Genomic DNA, 13,695 nt, shown 5'->3' on the forward strand with positions numbered 1-13,695 from the left:
CGATGAAACGCACTGACACTGCCGCCCGACCGGGCCTTCCGCGCCGGATCTGGCGGTTTCTGGCCTCGCCCTCGGGGGTGATCTCGGTCGGCGTTCTGGCCTTCGGCGGCTTCGCTGCCGGCGTGCTGTTCTGGGGCGGCTTTCACACCGCGCTGGAAATGACCAACAACGAACAGTTCTGCATCTCGTGTCACGAGATGAAGGACAACGTCTATGCCGAGTATCAGGGCACCATCCACCAGAACAACGCATCCGGCGTGCGGGCGACCTGCCCCGATTGCCATGTTCCGAAAGAGTGGGGCCCGAAGATGCTGCGCAAGATCAAGGCATCAAAGGAACTTTACGGCCACTTCGTCACCCAGTCGATCTGGACCGAGCAGAAGTTCAACGAAAAGCGCATCGATCTTGCCGCCAACGAATGGGCGCGGATGAAGTCGAACGACAGCCACGAATGCCGCAACTGTCACAACTTCGGTTTCATGGACTTTACGCTTCAGGAAAACCGCGCCGCGGCCGATCACCAGACGGCCATCGACGGCGGCAAGACCTGCATCGACTGCCATCAGGGCATCGCGCATGACCTGCCGGCGAACTATCTCGACCGCTATCGCGAGGTGGTCACCGATCTGGAAAACCGCGGCGTGATCCCGCGCGCAAGCCAGCCAGAGGTGGCGGCGGTCTCGGCCTTTGTGGGCGAAACCCGGCTTGACTGACGCCTGCTGACCGGCCGGCCATCGACAAGAGGGGTGGGGGCGGTGCGGGGGCGCCGCCCTTTTTCGTTCACCGGTGTTTCCGGTCCGGCCTGTCCTCCCTTTGGCTGAGATGACGGCGCGGCGTTCTGCTGTCAGGCTTGGCTGCCTACGGGGGGGGTCTGACATGCCAAAGCCGGAACGCGCCGCGGATGGGCCGGACCTGCGCCTTGTTGCGCAGGCGGGGCCGGAACTGACGCTGCGCAAGCTGCGCGCCTTCTGGGCGGTGGCGCAGTCGCAATCGCTGACCGGGGCTGCGAAGATCCTTGGCATCGCGCAGCCGTCCTTGTCGCAGCAGATCATCGGGCTGGAACAGTCGCTGGGGGTGGCCCTGTTCACCCGCCGCTCGAACCGGATGATCCTGACCGAGGCCGGAATCCTGATGCTGCGCAAGGCCGAGCCGGTCCTGCGCGGGATGCAGGAGCTGGAAGATACGCTGGCCGCCTATGTCAGCGGGGCACGGCATCCCTTGCGCCTTGCGGGGGTGGAATCGCTTCTGCGCACCATCCTGCCCGAGGCGCTGCGCCATATGGATCTGGATGGCACCACTGAATGCGATCTGCTGGAAGGTGCCCCGGCCGATGTGCTGGAAATGCTGTATTCCCGCCGTGTCGACATCGGGCTTCTGGCGGCGAACTCGATCGCAGAGGCCAGCACCGGCTTTATCCAGATCCCGATCATGTCCGATCCCACCGTGCTGGCCGTGCCCGAGGCGCTGGATCTGGGCAAGGTGGCGCGGCTGTCGGACCTGTCCGACGATCATCAGGCGATCCTGAACGCCTCGATCCAGATCGCTTTCGGCAGCCAGCACAGCCGCCGCATCGAAAGCTGGTTCGCCGAGATGCTGCCGCAGAACCGCATGACCGCCCGCGTCCGCAGTTTTGAAACCGCGCTGTCGATGGTGCGCGCGGGTCTTGGCGTCTGCATCGTGCCGGCCTTGTCGGTGGGCGCCGCACCGGGGCTGCGGCTTTACCATGCCGGGATCGAGCCGCGGCGCATCGTGGCGCTGATCCAGCCGGCCCAGCACCGTTCGGGCCGCCACGCGGCGGCGATCGCCGCGCTGCAAGCCGCCGGCCGCGAGATCCGCCTGCCGCCGATCGCGCCGCTGCCGCCGCTGCTGGCCCGCCCATAGGCTGGGCCTATCAGCAAGGATAGGTGGCGACCTTTTGCCGCGCCCCCGATACTTCAAGACAGCCGCTTGCAAACGGCCCCATCGCAACAGAGGAGGATACCGATGGCCTGGAAGACCCCGCGTTACGACGAGACCCCGGTCGGCATGGAAATCAACATGTATTCCTGCGCCAAGCGCAAGTGATCCTGGGGCCTGCTGCGATGCTTCGGATCATTGTCCTCGGCTCCGCAGCAGGTGGCGGCCTGCCGCAGTGGAACTGCAACTGCGCAGGCTGCCGAACCGCCCGCACCACGCCTGCGCTGCGCAACGGCCAATGCGCGCTGGCTGCCAGCGCCGACGGGGAAAACTGGTTCCTTGTCAACGCCTCGCCCGATCTGCGCCAGCAGATCCTGGATACACCGGCGCTGCAACCACGGCACGGCCTGCGCCATTCGCCCATCGCCGGCGTGATCCTGACCAACGCCGAGGTGGATGCCGTGGCGGGCCTTCTGACCCTGCGCGAAGGCTGGCCCTTTGCCCTTCATGCCCATGCCGACGTGCTGGCGGTTCTGACCGCCAACCCGATCTTTGACGTGCTGCGCGCGGATCTGGTGCCGCGCCTGCCCATGGCGCCCGAGGTGCCGTTCCAGCCGGCGCTGCCGGACGGGGCGCCTTCGGGGTTGACGGTCCGGGCTTTCACCGTCCCCGGCAAGCCCGCGCTTTACCGCGAGGACGCAGGTGCGGCCGAGGGCGACACGCTGGGTCTGCATCTGTCGGCCGGGGGGCGCCATGCCTTCATCCTGCCGGGCTGCGCCGAGGTGACGCCGGCGCTGGCCCAGCGGCTGCGGGGGGCGGATCTGGTGTTCTTTGACGGCACGCTCTGGTCGGATGACGAGATGATCCGCACCGGGCTGTCACAAAAGACCGGGCGGCGGATGGGGCATATCTCGATCTCGGGGCCGGATGGCGCGATGGCGGCGCTGGAACCCCTGGGCATCGCGCGCAAGGTGTTCGTCCATATCAACAATTCGAACCCGGTGCTGATCCCGGGTTCCCTGGAAAGAGCAGAGGTCGAACGCGCCGGCTGGTGCGTGCCCATCCCCGGAACGGAGTTTGTCGCATGAGCCTTGACCTGACCCCGATGCTGTCGCCTGCCCGCCCGCTGGACAGCGCCGATGCGCTGGAAGACCGCCTGCGCGAAATCGGTGCCGCGCGCTATCACGACCGCCACCCGTTCCACCATCTGCTGCATGGCGGGCAGCTGACCAAGGGGCAGGTGCAGGCCTGGGCGCTGAACCGCTATTATTACCAATGCTCGATCCCGGTGAAGGATGCGGTGGTGATCTCGCGGTTTCGCGACCGGGCGACGCGGATCGAATGGCGCCACCGGCTGGAAGACCACGACGGGTCTGAAACGACCGAGGGCGGGATTGAACGCTGGCTGATCCTGACCGACGCGCTGGGCCTTGACCGCGGCTATGTGGAAAAGACCGAAGGCATCCTGCCGGCGACCCGGTTTGCGGTGGATGCCTATGTGCATTTCGTGCGCGACCAAACCCCGCTCGAGGCGATCGCCTCGTGTCTGACGGAACTGTTCGCGCCGAACATCCACCGTGAACGGATCGCGGGGATGCTGGCGCATTACGATTTCGTCAATCCCGGCGTGATGGCCTATTTCCAGCGCCGCCTGACACAGGCGCCGCGCGATGCCGATTATGCGCTGCGCTATGTGCGTGCGCATGCAACCACCCCCGAAACGCGCGAGGCGGTCTGTAACGCCCTGATCTTCAAGACCCAGGTGCTGTGGACCCAGCTTGACGCGCTGCACCATGCCTATGTTCTGGGCCACATCCCCCCCGGCGCCTTCGTCCCCGAGGAGATGCGATGAGCCGCGCGGTCCTGATCCCCGACAGCCGCGTGAGCCTTGCCCGGCACGCCAGGCTGCGCTTTGACGGCCTGCGCGGGCGCTGGATGCTGCTGGTGCCGGAAAAGGTGATGACGCCCGACGATATCTGCGTCGAGATCCTTCAGCTTTGCGATGGGCAGGCCAGCATCGCCAGCATCGCCGCCACGCTTGAGGCGAAATATGTGGCCCCCCCCGGCGTGATCGCGCGCGAGGTGCTGGACCTGCTGCAAGACCTGTCCGACCGGGGCTTTCTGACCGACAGACAGGTCGCTTGATGGAAGATCGCGCCCTTCCCGACACCGAGACCCCCACCGCCTACAGCATCCCGATGGCGGTGCTGGCGGAACTGACGCATCGCTGCCCGTTGCAATGCCCCTATTGCTCGAACCCGGTCGAGATGGAGCAGGCCAGCCGCGAACTGTCCACCGCCGAATGGCAGCGCGTGATGGGCGAGCTGGCGGCGCTGGGGGTGTTGCAGATCCACTTTTCGGGCGGCGAGCCCTTGGTGCGCAAGGATCTGGTGGATCTGGTGGCCCATGCCGACGGGGTGGGGCTTTATACCAACCTGATCACCTCGGCGGTGATGCTGACCGAAGCCAGGGTCGCGGCACTGGCCGAAGCGGGGCTGGCGCATGTCCAGATCAGCGTGCAGGGTGCGACGGCGGCGGTTGCCGACCGGGTGGGCGGCTTTCGCGACGGCCACGCAAAGAAGGTGCAGGCGGCGGAATGGGTGCGTGCGGCGGGGCTTGCGCTGACGCTGAATGCGGTGATGCATCGCCAGAACCTGCACCAACTGCCCGAGATCGTCGACATGGCGGTGGCGATGGGGGCGCAGCGGCTTGAGGTGGCCCATGTGCAGTATTACGGCTGGGCGCTGAAGAACCGCGCGGCGCTGATGCCCTCGGTCGCGCAACTGGACGAAGCGACACGGGTGGTCGAACAGGCACAGGCGCGCCTGTCCGGGGTGCTGGCGATCGATTATGTGATCCCCGACTATTACGCGGTGCGGCCCAAGACCTGCATGGGGGGCTGGGGGCGGCAGTTCTTCAATATCTCGCCCTCGGGCAAGGTGCTGCCCTGCCATGCGGCCGAAACCATCACCGGCCTGCGGTTCGATTCGGTGCGCGAGGCGCCGCTGGCCGAGATCTGGCACCGATCCGAGGCGCTGAACCGCTATCGCGGCACGGCCTGGATGAAAGAGCCGTGCCGAAGCTGCGCCCATGCCGAAGAGGATTTCGGCGGCTGCCGCTGTCAGGCTTTCGCACTGGCGGGCGATGCCGCGGCGACCGACCCGGCCTGCGCGCTGTCGCCGCTTCATGCGCAGGTCTTTGCGCTGGCGGATACCGAGGCAGCGACGGGGGGGGATCGGTTCCTTTACCGCAACTTCTCGGGCGGGGTGCCTGAGGCCTGAAGGGCGGAGTCAAGCCGGTGCCATTCCGGTTCCTCGCCCGGCAGGCCAAGGCGGATCAGCCGGTCGGACCATGGGAAGATCCGGCTCCAGATCCTTGCACGGGCTAGGTGGTCCTGCGCGGCGGTGGCGTCGGGCGTGGCGTAAAGCCGGAACAGATGCGCGCCGCCGGCAAGGGTCCAGCCGGCGCGGGCGGCGATGGCGTCAAGGCGCAGGGTCTCGGCTTCAAGCCGGGCGGTGGTGTCCCGGACCCAGGCTCTGTCGGCCAGCGCCACCGCCCCGGCCACAAGCGCAGGCCCCGAGACCGCCCAAGGCCCCGCCAGTCCCGTCAGCCGGTCGATGTCGGCTGGGCTGCCCAGAACGAAGCCCAGCCGCAGCCCCGCCAGCCCATAGAACTTGCCGAACGACCGCAGCACCAGCAGGCCGGGCAGCCCCGCCTCGGGGGTCAGCGACAGCGCGGGCACCGGATCGGCGAAGCTTTCATCGACCAGCAGCCGGCCCACCCGTGGCAGCAGCGCCTTCAGCGCGTCGGGTTCATGCCGGCGTCCGTCGGGGTTGTTCGGATTGACCACCACCGCGAGGTCGGCGCCAGCCAGTGCGGGCAGGTCGGCAACCTCTTCGACGCGCCAGCCGGCGGCGCGCAGGCTGGCGGCGTGTTCGTTGTAGGTCGGCCCCAGCACGCGCGCCATGCCGGGCGCGGCCAGCCGCGGCACCAACTGGATCGCCGCCTGCGCCCCGGCGACGGCCAGCATCGGCGCTGCGGTCCGATAGGCGGTGCGGGCGGCCTGTGTCAGCGCCGCCAGCGCCGCGGCATCGGGCAGGGCGGTCAGCGCGCGGGCAGGCAGCGCGGGCATCGGATAGGGGCGGCGGTTGATCCCGGTCGACAGGTCAAGCCAGTCGTCGGGCGCGCCGCCAAAGAGGGCCGCCGCCGCATCGAGATTGCCACCGTGATCGCGCATGTCGTCCTCTGTTCAGGCGGGGGAAGGTCCACCTATCCCGAACCGGGTGATGAGCGAAAAGCCCGCCGCGCGCAACATCCCCTCGGCAGGCAAGGGGGCCTGACCGGGCGGAAAGATCAGCGCCCGCGCCGGCCCGGTATGGCCGATCGCCCAGCCAAGCGCACCCAGCCGCGCGGCCAGCGCAGGCGTCGGGTCATGGGCCGGGCCCCGCAGCGCAAGGCAGCGCGCCGCCGATTCCGAGGCAAGAACCGCCAGCCGCGCCAGATTGGCCCCGCGCCAGTCGGCCACCAGATCGGAAATGTCGGGAAAGCGCAGGTCGGCGGGATCGGTGCGGCAGGCCGGGCCCAGAAAGCCGCCGACGATGTCCATCCGCGGCAGCGGCGGCAGCCGGTCCAGCACCCGCCCCATGCGCGATGCCCAGAGCATCCGGCCGGGATCGGTGAACATCAGCGGGTCGCTGGCGCCCTCGCTGTCAAGGCAGGCGCGGGCGATCCGGTCCTCGTCGGTCACGCCCGCCGCGCGCAGCACCGCCACCCGCGCCGCGGTCGAGGCCCCCGCGCCGCCCCCCGGCGGCATGTCGGCCGTCAGCCGGAACCGCCCGTGCGGGGATACCCCCGCCGCTGCGCACAGCCGGCGCAGCACCGGCAGCGTCAAGAGCCGTGCCCCCGGCTGATGCAGCGCCAACCGGCCCGCGTGCCAATGCACTTCGGCGGCCAGACTGGGGCAGGGCAGGGTGACAAGCGCCAGCGGGCCGTCGGGGCCAAGGCGGCCCTGAAGCAACTCGCCCAGATGGCCCGCGACCCGCACGGTCGGGCCGGGGCGGGCCGCGGCCGCGGTCAGCCGGTCAAGCCGCATCAATGCAACCCCGCCGCTGACCGGGCCGATTGCGCCACGACCATCGCCGCCGGTTCCGGCCGCGCCCGCGCCGGGCGCCCGCTGCCGCCTGCGCCCAGCAACAGGTCGGCCATGTCCACCAGATCGGGCGACCAGTCCGACGGCTCCATGTCGCAGAACAGGTGCAGCCGGTCCGGCGTCAGCCGGAACAGCGCGGTGCAGGCCCGGTCGCAGCCCGACAGGCGGACACAGCCCTGCATCTCGAATCCCGGTTGAAGCAGCGCACCGGCCGTCGTCACCGAGCGCCCGAGATGGTCCAGCACCGCAAGCCCTTCGCGGCATGGCTCGCCGCGGTGCCGGCACAGGGTGCAACTGTAGGTCCGGCCATTCTTCGTCACGATCATCGCGCCCTCCGCGCAGCGAAGGCAGGCAGGCGCAGGGACAGCCCCTTGCGCCGGGACACCCTGCCCGGGGTCAACATATGACGGCAGGTCTCCTGACTTGCGGGTCATCGCTTGTCCCGCCCTTCCCGGCCTGTCCTGTGCCAGTGGGCATGATGGGACGCACTTACCGCCTACAGTTGCGGGGGCAGTCGTGGCTTTGGGCCGGGGCCCGCACCACATTCCCTTTTCACCCGGATCTGGATCCGGGAACCGTCGCGGTCAGCATCGGGCTTTCCCTGTCGCCGCGCAAGTCCCGCCGCGCCGCAGGGCTACAGGTCGATGTCGAGCGTTACCGGAAAATGGTCCGAGGCCGAAAGCAGCGCCTGCTGCAACTCGGGCGTGCGCAGGCAGTTCGGATCGTTCAGCGGATGCCAGATCCGCCAGTGCGGCGCCTTGGCCGCAAGATCGGGCGAGACCATGATGAAATCCAGCAGCGCCTCGAAATACTGCTGGTCGGGGGCCAGCCAGAAACGGGCGGTGCTGGGGGTGATGCCCACCTTCTGCGTCAGGGCCATCCGGGCGTGCGGTTCGTGCAGGCGCATGTCGGGCGGGACATCGGCGCCCAGAACGATTTCGACCCCGGAATGACCGAACAGCTTTTCATATTCGTCCAGACCGGGGCCATCGTTGAAATCGCCCATCACGATCAGGCTTTGATGCCGCGCCAGATGCGTGTCGACCCGGCGCCGCAGCCAGACACATTCGGCCAGTTGCTGGCGCCGGTTCTGAATGCCGGCCCGGGCCATCTCGGACGGGCTGCGGGCGCCGCGCGGGGCCTTGGACTTGGCATGAACCCCGATCATGCGCAGCGGATGGCCCTCGGCCCGGATGGCGAGTTCCAGCGGCGGCTTGGAAAAGCTGATCAATTCGGGGGTGGCATCCACGTCGATGTCGAAGCGGAACGTCTCGTCGAAGCGGGGCGCCCTGGCCGAGTGCCAGGGATCGTGGCGGGCCTCGATCCGGGCGGGATCATAAAGCAGCGCGATTTCCTGATCGGTCGGGTTGGCAAAGCCCATGACGGCGCGGCTGGTGCGCAACTCGAAGGCTTTCGCGAAGGACTCCAGTGCCTTGACGGTCGATCGGCGCGAGCCCTGATTGGGGGCCTCGATCACCATGATCGCGTCGGCATCCATCGCGGTGAAGACGATGCCCAGCGATTCGATCTGGTCGCGGCGGGTGATCTCATAGCGGCCTGACAGTTCGTTGTCGGGCAGCAGCCGGCCGCGGTCGTCAAACAGGCTGTTGAACCATTCGATGTTGTAGGTTGCGATTCGGAACCGCGCGGCCATCTTACGCTGCCTGTTTCGCGCTGATTTCTTCCCACGCGCGGTTGATGTCGATCAGGCGCCGCTCGGCCAGCCTGACGGCTTCCTCGGGGACGCCTCGGGCCACCATCCGGTCGGGGTGACAGTTGCGCACCGCCTGTTTCCAGGCCCGGCGCACCTCGGGCAGCGGGGCATCCGCCGCCACGCCCAGCACGTCGTAAGGATCGCGGGGGGCGGTGTCGACGAACCGGGCGCGCAACGCGCGAAAGCAGCGATCGCCCACGCCGAAGATGCGTGCGACCTCGGTCAGAAAGGCATCCTCGCGCGGGTGATAGTGGCCGTCCGCGACCGAGATATGAAACAGCCCTTCCAGCAGATCGACAAGGATGCGGTCGTCGCCCTTGAACATGCCCTTGATCTTGCGGGCATAAGCGTCAAAGCCCGCCACATCCTGCCGGGCAAGGTTGAACACGCGGGCGGCGTTCGCTTCTTCGCCGGGCGGGATGGCAAAGATCTGGCGAAAGGCCGCCACCTCGTCGCGGGTCACCTGTCCGTCGGCCTTGGCCATCTTGGCCCCCAGCGCGATCACCGCAATGGTGAACGCGACCGAGCGTTCGGGCCGGGCGCGCAGGCGGTCCAGCACGACCGACAGCCCTTCGCCGGTGGCAAGGGCCGACACGGCGGCGGTGATGCGGCTCCAGATCGACATGGGGCCAGCATAGCCCCCCGGGAACCCGCTGTCAGGAGAGGAATTTCTGCATCAGCACAAGGTCAAGCCACTGTCCCGCCTTGCGCCCCACCTGCGGCAGCACCGCCACTTCCGCAAAACCCACCGCGGCATGGAAGGCGCGGCCTTCGGGATTGGCCGCGCTGACGCCTGCAAACAGCGAATGGGCGCCGCCGGCGCGGGCGTGATCCTCGATGGCTGAGATCAGCGCCCGGCCGACCCCGCGACCGCGTGCCGCAGGCCCGAGGATGATCGTATGTTCCATCGTGTGGCGATAGCCGACGCCGCCGCGGAACTGGGTGTAGGTGGCGAAGCCCAACGGCCCCGCGCCTTCGTCCGCGACAAGGAAAGCGGGGCGGGTGGCGATCATCTCGCGCATCTCGTCGGCGGTCTTTTCAATCCAGTTGAAGGTCACCAGCGTCTCGCGGATTTCCGCGTTCCAGATCGCCAGCAGCGCGGGCACATCCTCGGGGGTGGCGGGGCGGATCATGCGGCGGTCCTGACCTGCGGCATGGCCCCCAGTGCAAGGGCCAGCGACTTGAACCGCGCCTGTGCCACCTCGCCGTAAAGCGCCGCGCCTTCGGGGGTCAGGGTCAGTTCCAGCACCTTCTTCTTCGGCATCAGCTTCAGGCTGCCCGCCGCCGAAGGGTCTTCGATCGAGAACATCGAGCCGAACCGCATCGCCTTGCCCAGCACCTCGGCATCGCGCATCTGGTCTTCGGTCAGCAGCCGGAACAAGGGTTCCAGCCGCGACCCCGAGCGAGAGTTCTTGTAGCGGTGCAACAGCGCCAGCCCCAGAAACACCCGCCCCGGATGGTCCAGCCCGCCAAGGTTGGCCCGTGTGGCATTGTCAAAGCACAGTTCGGCCCGGTAGTCGGGATGGGCGCGCCATGTGGTGTCATGCAGCAGACAGGCGGCCTTGATCAGCCGTTCGCGTTCGGGTGTCGTATCGCGGAACAGCGGCGACAGGAACTGATAGAGCTTCTTGCCGAAACCGGGCACCCGGGCCGAGGTCGCCTCGGCCACCCGTGCGGCTTCGATCAGCGGATCGCGGGCGCGCAGGCGGGGCGGCATCTGTTCGTAAAGCAGCCCCTCGCGGATGCCATAGGCCGAAACGTCGATCTCTTTCGGTTTGAAGATGCGCACCAGTTCGCGCAGCACTTCGGTGGCCAGCGGCACCAGTTCCATCCGTTCCGGCGATGTGCCGGTGCGCACCCGCAGCGCGGCCAGATCGCTGGTCTCGATCCAGTCCAGCGTTTCCAGCAGGCTTTTCGGTTGCATCCGGTATTCATGCAGCACCGTCAGCGGATAGCTGCGCCGTTCCATGTCCAGCCGCGCGATCACCCGCCAGGATCCGCCCACCAGATAGATCCGGTCGCGGTCGGGCTGAATCCGGGCCTTCAGCCCTTCGATGATCTTGGCGATATGGGCCTGCCGCTCTTTCTTGCCGCCCTTGACCTGTTGCAGCCGGAACGGCCCAAGGGGCGATGTCTCGCGTGCGCCGACCTTGCCGCCGCCGATCCGGGCCAGCTCCATCGAGTTGCCGCCGATGTCGCAGACGATGCCGCGCGCGTCGGGCCAGCCCAGCAGCACGCCCTGCGCCGACAGCCGGGCTTCCTCGTCGCCGTCGATCACCCACAGCCGCAGGCCGGTTTCGCGCAGGACTTCGGCATGGAAGGCGGGGCCGTCCTCGGCCTCGCGCACGGCCGCTGTCGCCACGCAGGTCATGGGCGAGACCTTCATGCCGCGCGCCAGCAGCGCAAAGCGTTTCAGCGCGGCCAGGGCGCGTTCGCGCCCGCGGGGGTTCAGCAGGTTGGTTTCGGCCAGCCCCAGCCCCAGCCCGCACATGATCTTTTCGTTGAAGAAATACGCCGGGCTGCGGGCCGCGCCGTCAAAGACCACCATCCGGACCGAGTTCGATCCCACATCCACCACGCCGACGCGCGACAAGGCGCGGGCCGAGGGGTCTTCGAACAGGGGCCTGCCGAAGGGGCCGAACTCGTCATGGCTGTCCGCGGCATCGGTCACGGCATCATCTCTCCTGCAAGGGGCGCGGGGCGAAGGGCTTTGCGCGGCACCGCGTCAACGGTCAAGCCAGCCCCTCATCGCGCAGCATGTCAAGCCGCTGGACATCCTTGGCCCCCGCCGTGCCGCGCCCGGAAAGCGATGGGTTTTCCATGAAGAACTCGTGGCACGAGAACAGGGGTTCGTCGGGGCCGCCCAAGGGGCGCAGATAGCGGCCGTCGGGTTGCAAAAGCCAGCTTTGCGCCTCGTCGGCAAGGTTTGCGGCCATGATCTGGCCGATGATCTGCGCCTTGACGGTGGGGTTCAGCGCCTCGACCAGCGTTTCCACCCGGCGGTCCATGTTGCGCCCCATCCAGTCGGCCGAGGAAAAGAACACCCGCGCTTTCTTGGACGGCAGCCCCGCGCCATTGCCGAAACAGACGATCCGGCTGTGTTCCAGAAAGCGGCCCACGACCGATTTCACCCGGATGTTTTCTGACAGCCCCTTCACGCCGGGCCGCAGGCCGCAGATGCCGCGCACGATCAGGTTGACCCTGACCCCGGCCTGACTGGCGGCATAAAGCGCGTCGATCAACTCGGGGTCGATGATCGAATTGACCTTCAGCCAGATTTCCGCCGGGCGGCCGGCGCGGGCGTGATCTGCTTCGGCTGCGATCAGTTCGTTCAGGCGGCCGCGCAGGGTGACGGGGGCGATGGCCACGTTTTCCAGCCCCGCCGGCTGCACATAGCCCGACAGATAGTTGAAGATCTTGGTGGCATCGCGCCCCAGCGCCGGATCGCAGGTGAAGAACGACAGGTCGGTGTAGATCCGCGCCGTGATCGGGTGATAGTTGCCGGTGCCATAGTGGGTATAGGTCACCAGAGTGTCGCCCTCGCGCCGGACCACGGTGGAAATCTTGGCGTGGGTTTTCAGATGCATGAAGCCATAGACGACATGCGCGCCCGCCCGTTCCAGCCGGCGGCTCTGGCGGATGTTCGCGGCCTCGTCGAAGCGGGCTTTCAGTTCGACCAGTGCGGTGACCGACTTTCCGGCCTCGGCGGCCTCGCAGAGCGCGCTGACGATCGGGCTGTCCCAGCTTGTGCGGTAAAGCGTCTGCTTGATCGCCAGCACGTTCGGATCGCTGGCCGCCTGTTGCAGAAAGCGGATCACCAGATCGAAGGTTTCATAGGGGTGATGCAGCAGGATGTCCTTTTGCCGGATCGCCGAAAACATGTCGCCTTCGTGGTCGCCCAGCCGTTCGGGCACCCGCGGCGCGAACGGCGGCCACAGCAGATCGGGCCGCGACGAGATCACCAGTTCCTTCAGATCCGCGATGCCGATCACGCCGCGCACCTCGATCACCTCGTCCGAGGTGACGCCAAGTTCATCCATGATCAGGGCATGAAGTTCCTGCGGCGCGCCGGCCGAGATCTTCATCCGGATCACCTCGCCGCGGCGGCGGCGCTTCAGCGCGGTTTCGAACTCGCGCACCAGATCCTCGGCTTCGTCCTCGACTTCCAGATCGCTGTCGCGCAGCACGCGGAAGGCGCAATGGCCGCGCTCGGTATAGCCGGGGAACAGCATCCCCAGATGCAGCAGCAGCAATTCCTCGAGCGGCAGGAACCGAAGCTCGCCCGGTTTTGCGGGCAGTTCGATGAAGCGCCGGATCTGCTGCGGGATCGGCAGCAGCGCCTGCAACTGGCGCCGGTCCGACACCCGTTCCAGTTCCAGCCCAAGGCAGAAGCCGGTGTTGGGGATGAAGGGGAAGGGATGGGCTGGGTCGATCGCCAACGGCGACAGGACCGGAAACACCTTCGAGATAAAGTGTTCCTCAAGGAATTTCAGATCGCGCGCCGCCAGCTTTGACCGGGTCAGGATCGAGATCCCCTGACCCTCCATCTCGCGCTTCAGCCGGTTCCAGACGCTTTGCTGGGTCTGCATCAGCCGCCGCGCGTCGGCATTGATCAGCTTCAGCTGATCGGCGGGGGTGCGGCCATCCTCGGACGGGATCGGGTTGCCGCCCCGCACCAGCGCCCGAAGGCCCGCCACGCGGACGGTGTAGAACTCGTCAAGGTTGGTGGCCGAGATCGACAGGAAGCGAAGCCGTTCCAGCAGCGGAACCCTTGGGTTCGACGCCTCGTCCAGCACGCGCCAGTTGAAGGCCAGCCAGCTGAGTTCGCGGTTGAAGAACCGCTGCGGGCCGTGGATTTCGTCGTCGGGAAGGGCGACGGGTTCGGGGAAGGGGGATTTCAGGAAATCTGCGGGGGTCATGCTCTGTGCCTCGGTCG

Annotated in this window: 15 protein-coding genes and 1 riboswitch; of the genes, 7 read left to right on the plus strand and 8 right to left on the minus strand. The window is 67.6% G+C overall.

Features of this window, described 5'->3' with window-relative positions; translation table 11 throughout:
• Positions 1-2 precede the first annotated feature (2 nt).
• The 7 genes from CRO07_RS03735 (at position 3) to pqqE (ending at position 5,177) form a co-directional block, all read left to right on the plus strand.
• Complete coding sequence (locus CRO07_RS03735; protein ID WP_097029339.1) at positions 3-713, plus strand: NapC/NirT family cytochrome c; 711 nt, start codon at positions 3-5, stop codon at positions 711-713.
• 163 nt (positions 714-876) lie between these two features.
• Positions 877-1,881 carry a LysR family transcriptional regulator gene (locus CRO07_RS03740; RefSeq protein WP_097029340.1) on the plus strand — a complete coding sequence of 335 codons (1,005 nt, stop codon included), beginning with the start codon at positions 877-879 and terminating at the stop codon, positions 1,879-1,881.
• Between the two features lie 102 nt (positions 1,882-1,983).
• The gene (gene pqqA / locus CRO07_RS03745) at positions 1,984-2,064 is read left to right on the plus strand and encodes a pyrroloquinoline quinone precursor peptide PqqA (RefSeq protein ID WP_002720979.1); all 81 of its coding nucleotides are present in this window, start codon (positions 1,984-1,986) and stop codon (positions 2,062-2,064) included.
• A gap of 17 nt (positions 2,065-2,081) precedes the next feature.
• On the plus strand, positions 2,082-2,984 hold the full coding sequence (gene pqqB, locus CRO07_RS03750) for a pyrroloquinoline quinone biosynthesis protein PqqB (protein WP_097029341.1): 903 nt from the start codon (positions 2,082-2,084) through the stop codon (positions 2,982-2,984).
• Positions 2,981-3,748, plus strand: a complete 768-nt coding sequence (gene pqqC, locus CRO07_RS03755; RefSeq protein WP_097029342.1) for a pyrroloquinoline-quinone synthase PqqC — start codon at positions 2,981-2,983, stop codon at positions 3,746-3,748. The genes pqqB and pqqC overlap by 4 nt, the downstream gene beginning before the upstream one ends.
• A complete protein-coding gene (pqqD, locus tag CRO07_RS03760; protein WP_097029343.1) occupies positions 3,745-4,041 on the plus strand; it encodes a pyrroloquinoline quinone biosynthesis peptide chaperone PqqD in 297 nt (98 codons plus the stop codon). The genes pqqC and pqqD overlap by 4 nt, the downstream gene beginning before the upstream one ends.
• Positions 4,041-5,177, plus strand: a complete 1,137-nt coding sequence (gene pqqE, locus CRO07_RS03765; RefSeq protein WP_097029344.1) for a pyrroloquinoline quinone biosynthesis protein PqqE — start codon at positions 4,041-4,043, stop codon at positions 5,175-5,177. Before pqqD ends, pqqE begins: the two co-directional genes overlap by 1 nt.
• Here pqqE and cobD read toward each other — a convergent pair.
• From cobD to CRO07_RS03805, 8 genes are all read right to left on the minus strand, one after another.
• Positions 5,141-6,133 carry a threonine-phosphate decarboxylase CobD gene (cobD, locus tag CRO07_RS03770; protein ID WP_097029345.1) on the minus strand — a complete coding sequence of 331 codons (993 nt, stop codon included), beginning with the start codon at positions 6,131-6,133 and terminating at the stop codon, positions 5,141-5,143. The genes pqqE and cobD overlap by 37 nt on opposite strands.
• 12 nt (positions 6,134-6,145) lie before the next feature.
• On the minus strand, positions 6,146-6,988 hold the full coding sequence (locus CRO07_RS03775) for a propanediol utilization protein (protein ID WP_097029346.1): 843 nt from the start codon (positions 6,986-6,988) through the stop codon (positions 6,146-6,148).
• Complete coding sequence (locus tag CRO07_RS03780; protein ID WP_097029347.1) at positions 6,988-7,371, minus strand: hypothetical protein; 384 nt, start codon at positions 7,369-7,371, stop codon at positions 6,988-6,990. The genes CRO07_RS03775 and CRO07_RS03780 overlap by 1 nt, the downstream gene beginning before the upstream one ends.
• A 65-nt stretch (positions 7,372-7,436) precedes the next feature.
• Positions 7,437-7,638, minus strand: a riboswitch (cobalamin riboswitch).
• A gap of 41 nt (positions 7,639-7,679) precedes the next feature.
• Positions 7,680-8,699 (minus strand): endonuclease/exonuclease/phosphatase family protein, encoded by a 1,020-nt coding sequence (locus tag CRO07_RS03785; protein ID WP_097029348.1) that lies wholly within the window; start codon positions 8,697-8,699, stop codon positions 7,680-7,682.
• Position 8,700: 1 nt separating this feature from the next.
• The gene (locus CRO07_RS03790) at positions 8,701-9,384 is read right to left on the minus strand and encodes a molecular chaperone DjiA (RefSeq protein ID WP_097029349.1); all 684 of its coding nucleotides are present in this window, start codon (positions 9,382-9,384) and stop codon (positions 8,701-8,703) included.
• 31 nt (positions 9,385-9,415) lie between these two features.
• Positions 9,416-9,892 carry a GNAT family N-acetyltransferase gene (locus CRO07_RS03795; protein WP_097029350.1) on the minus strand — a complete coding sequence of 159 codons (477 nt, stop codon included), beginning with the start codon at positions 9,890-9,892 and terminating at the stop codon, positions 9,416-9,418.
• Positions 9,889-11,430 (minus strand): Ppx/GppA family phosphatase, encoded by a 1,542-nt coding sequence (locus CRO07_RS03800; protein WP_097029351.1) that lies wholly within the window; start codon positions 11,428-11,430, stop codon positions 9,889-9,891. Before CRO07_RS03800 ends, CRO07_RS03795 begins: the two co-directional genes overlap by 4 nt.
• A 61-nt stretch (positions 11,431-11,491) precedes the next feature.
• A complete protein-coding gene (locus tag CRO07_RS03805; protein WP_097029352.1) occupies positions 11,492-13,678 on the minus strand; it encodes an RNA degradosome polyphosphate kinase in 2,187 nt (728 codons plus the stop codon).
• Positions 13,679-13,695 lie beyond the last annotated feature (17 nt).

This window comes from Cereibacter ovatus (assembly GCF_900207575.1).
In the GTDB taxonomy this organism is placed as follows: domain Bacteria; phylum Pseudomonadota; class Alphaproteobacteria; order Rhodobacterales; family Rhodobacteraceae; genus Cereibacter_A; species Cereibacter_A ovatus.

Bases quoted from the DNA above. Each gene is read 5' to 3' on its own strand.
- CRO07_RS03735 (WP_097029339.1), top strand. From the start codon at position 3: ATGAAACGCACTGACACTGCCGCCCGACCGGGCCTTCCGCGCCGGATC.
- CRO07_RS03740 (WP_097029340.1), top strand. From the start codon at position 877: ATGCCAAAGCCGGAACGCGCCGCGGATGGGCCGGACCTGCGCCTTGTT.
- pqqA (WP_002720979.1), top strand. From the start codon at position 1,984: ATGGCCTGGAAGACCCCGCGTTACGACGAGACCCCGGTCGGCATGGAA.
- pqqB (WP_097029341.1), top strand. From the start codon at position 2,082: ATGCTTCGGATCATTGTCCTCGGCTCCGCAGCAGGTGGCGGCCTGCCG.
- pqqC (WP_097029342.1), top strand. From the start codon at position 2,981: ATGAGCCTTGACCTGACCCCGATGCTGTCGCCTGCCCGCCCGCTGGAC.
- pqqD (WP_097029343.1), top strand. From the start codon at position 3,745: ATGAGCCGCGCGGTCCTGATCCCCGACAGCCGCGTGAGCCTTGCCCGG.
- pqqE (WP_097029344.1), top strand. From the start codon at position 4,041: ATGGAAGATCGCGCCCTTCCCGACACCGAGACCCCCACCGCCTACAGC.
- cobD (WP_097029345.1), bottom strand. From the start codon at position 6,133: ATGCGCGATCACGGTGGCAATCTCGATGCGGCGGCGGCCCTCTTTGGC.
- CRO07_RS03775 (WP_097029346.1), bottom strand. From the start codon at position 6,988: ATGCGGCTTGACCGGCTGACCGCGGCCGCGGCCCGCCCCGGCCCGACC.
- CRO07_RS03780 (WP_097029347.1), bottom strand. From the start codon at position 7,371: ATGATCGTGACGAAGAATGGCCGGACCTACAGTTGCACCCTGTGCCGG.
- CRO07_RS03785 (WP_097029348.1), bottom strand. From the start codon at position 8,699: ATGGCCGCGCGGTTCCGAATCGCAACCTACAACATCGAATGGTTCAAC.
- CRO07_RS03790 (WP_097029349.1), bottom strand. From the start codon at position 9,384: ATGTCGATCTGGAGCCGCATCACCGCCGCCGTGTCGGCCCTTGCCACC.
- CRO07_RS03795 (WP_097029350.1), bottom strand. From the start codon at position 9,892: ATGATCCGCCCCGCCACCCCCGAGGATGTGCCCGCGCTGCTGGCGATC.
- CRO07_RS03805 (WP_097029352.1), bottom strand. From the start codon at position 13,678: ATGACCCCCGCAGATTTCCTGAAATCCCCCTTCCCCGAACCCGTCGCC.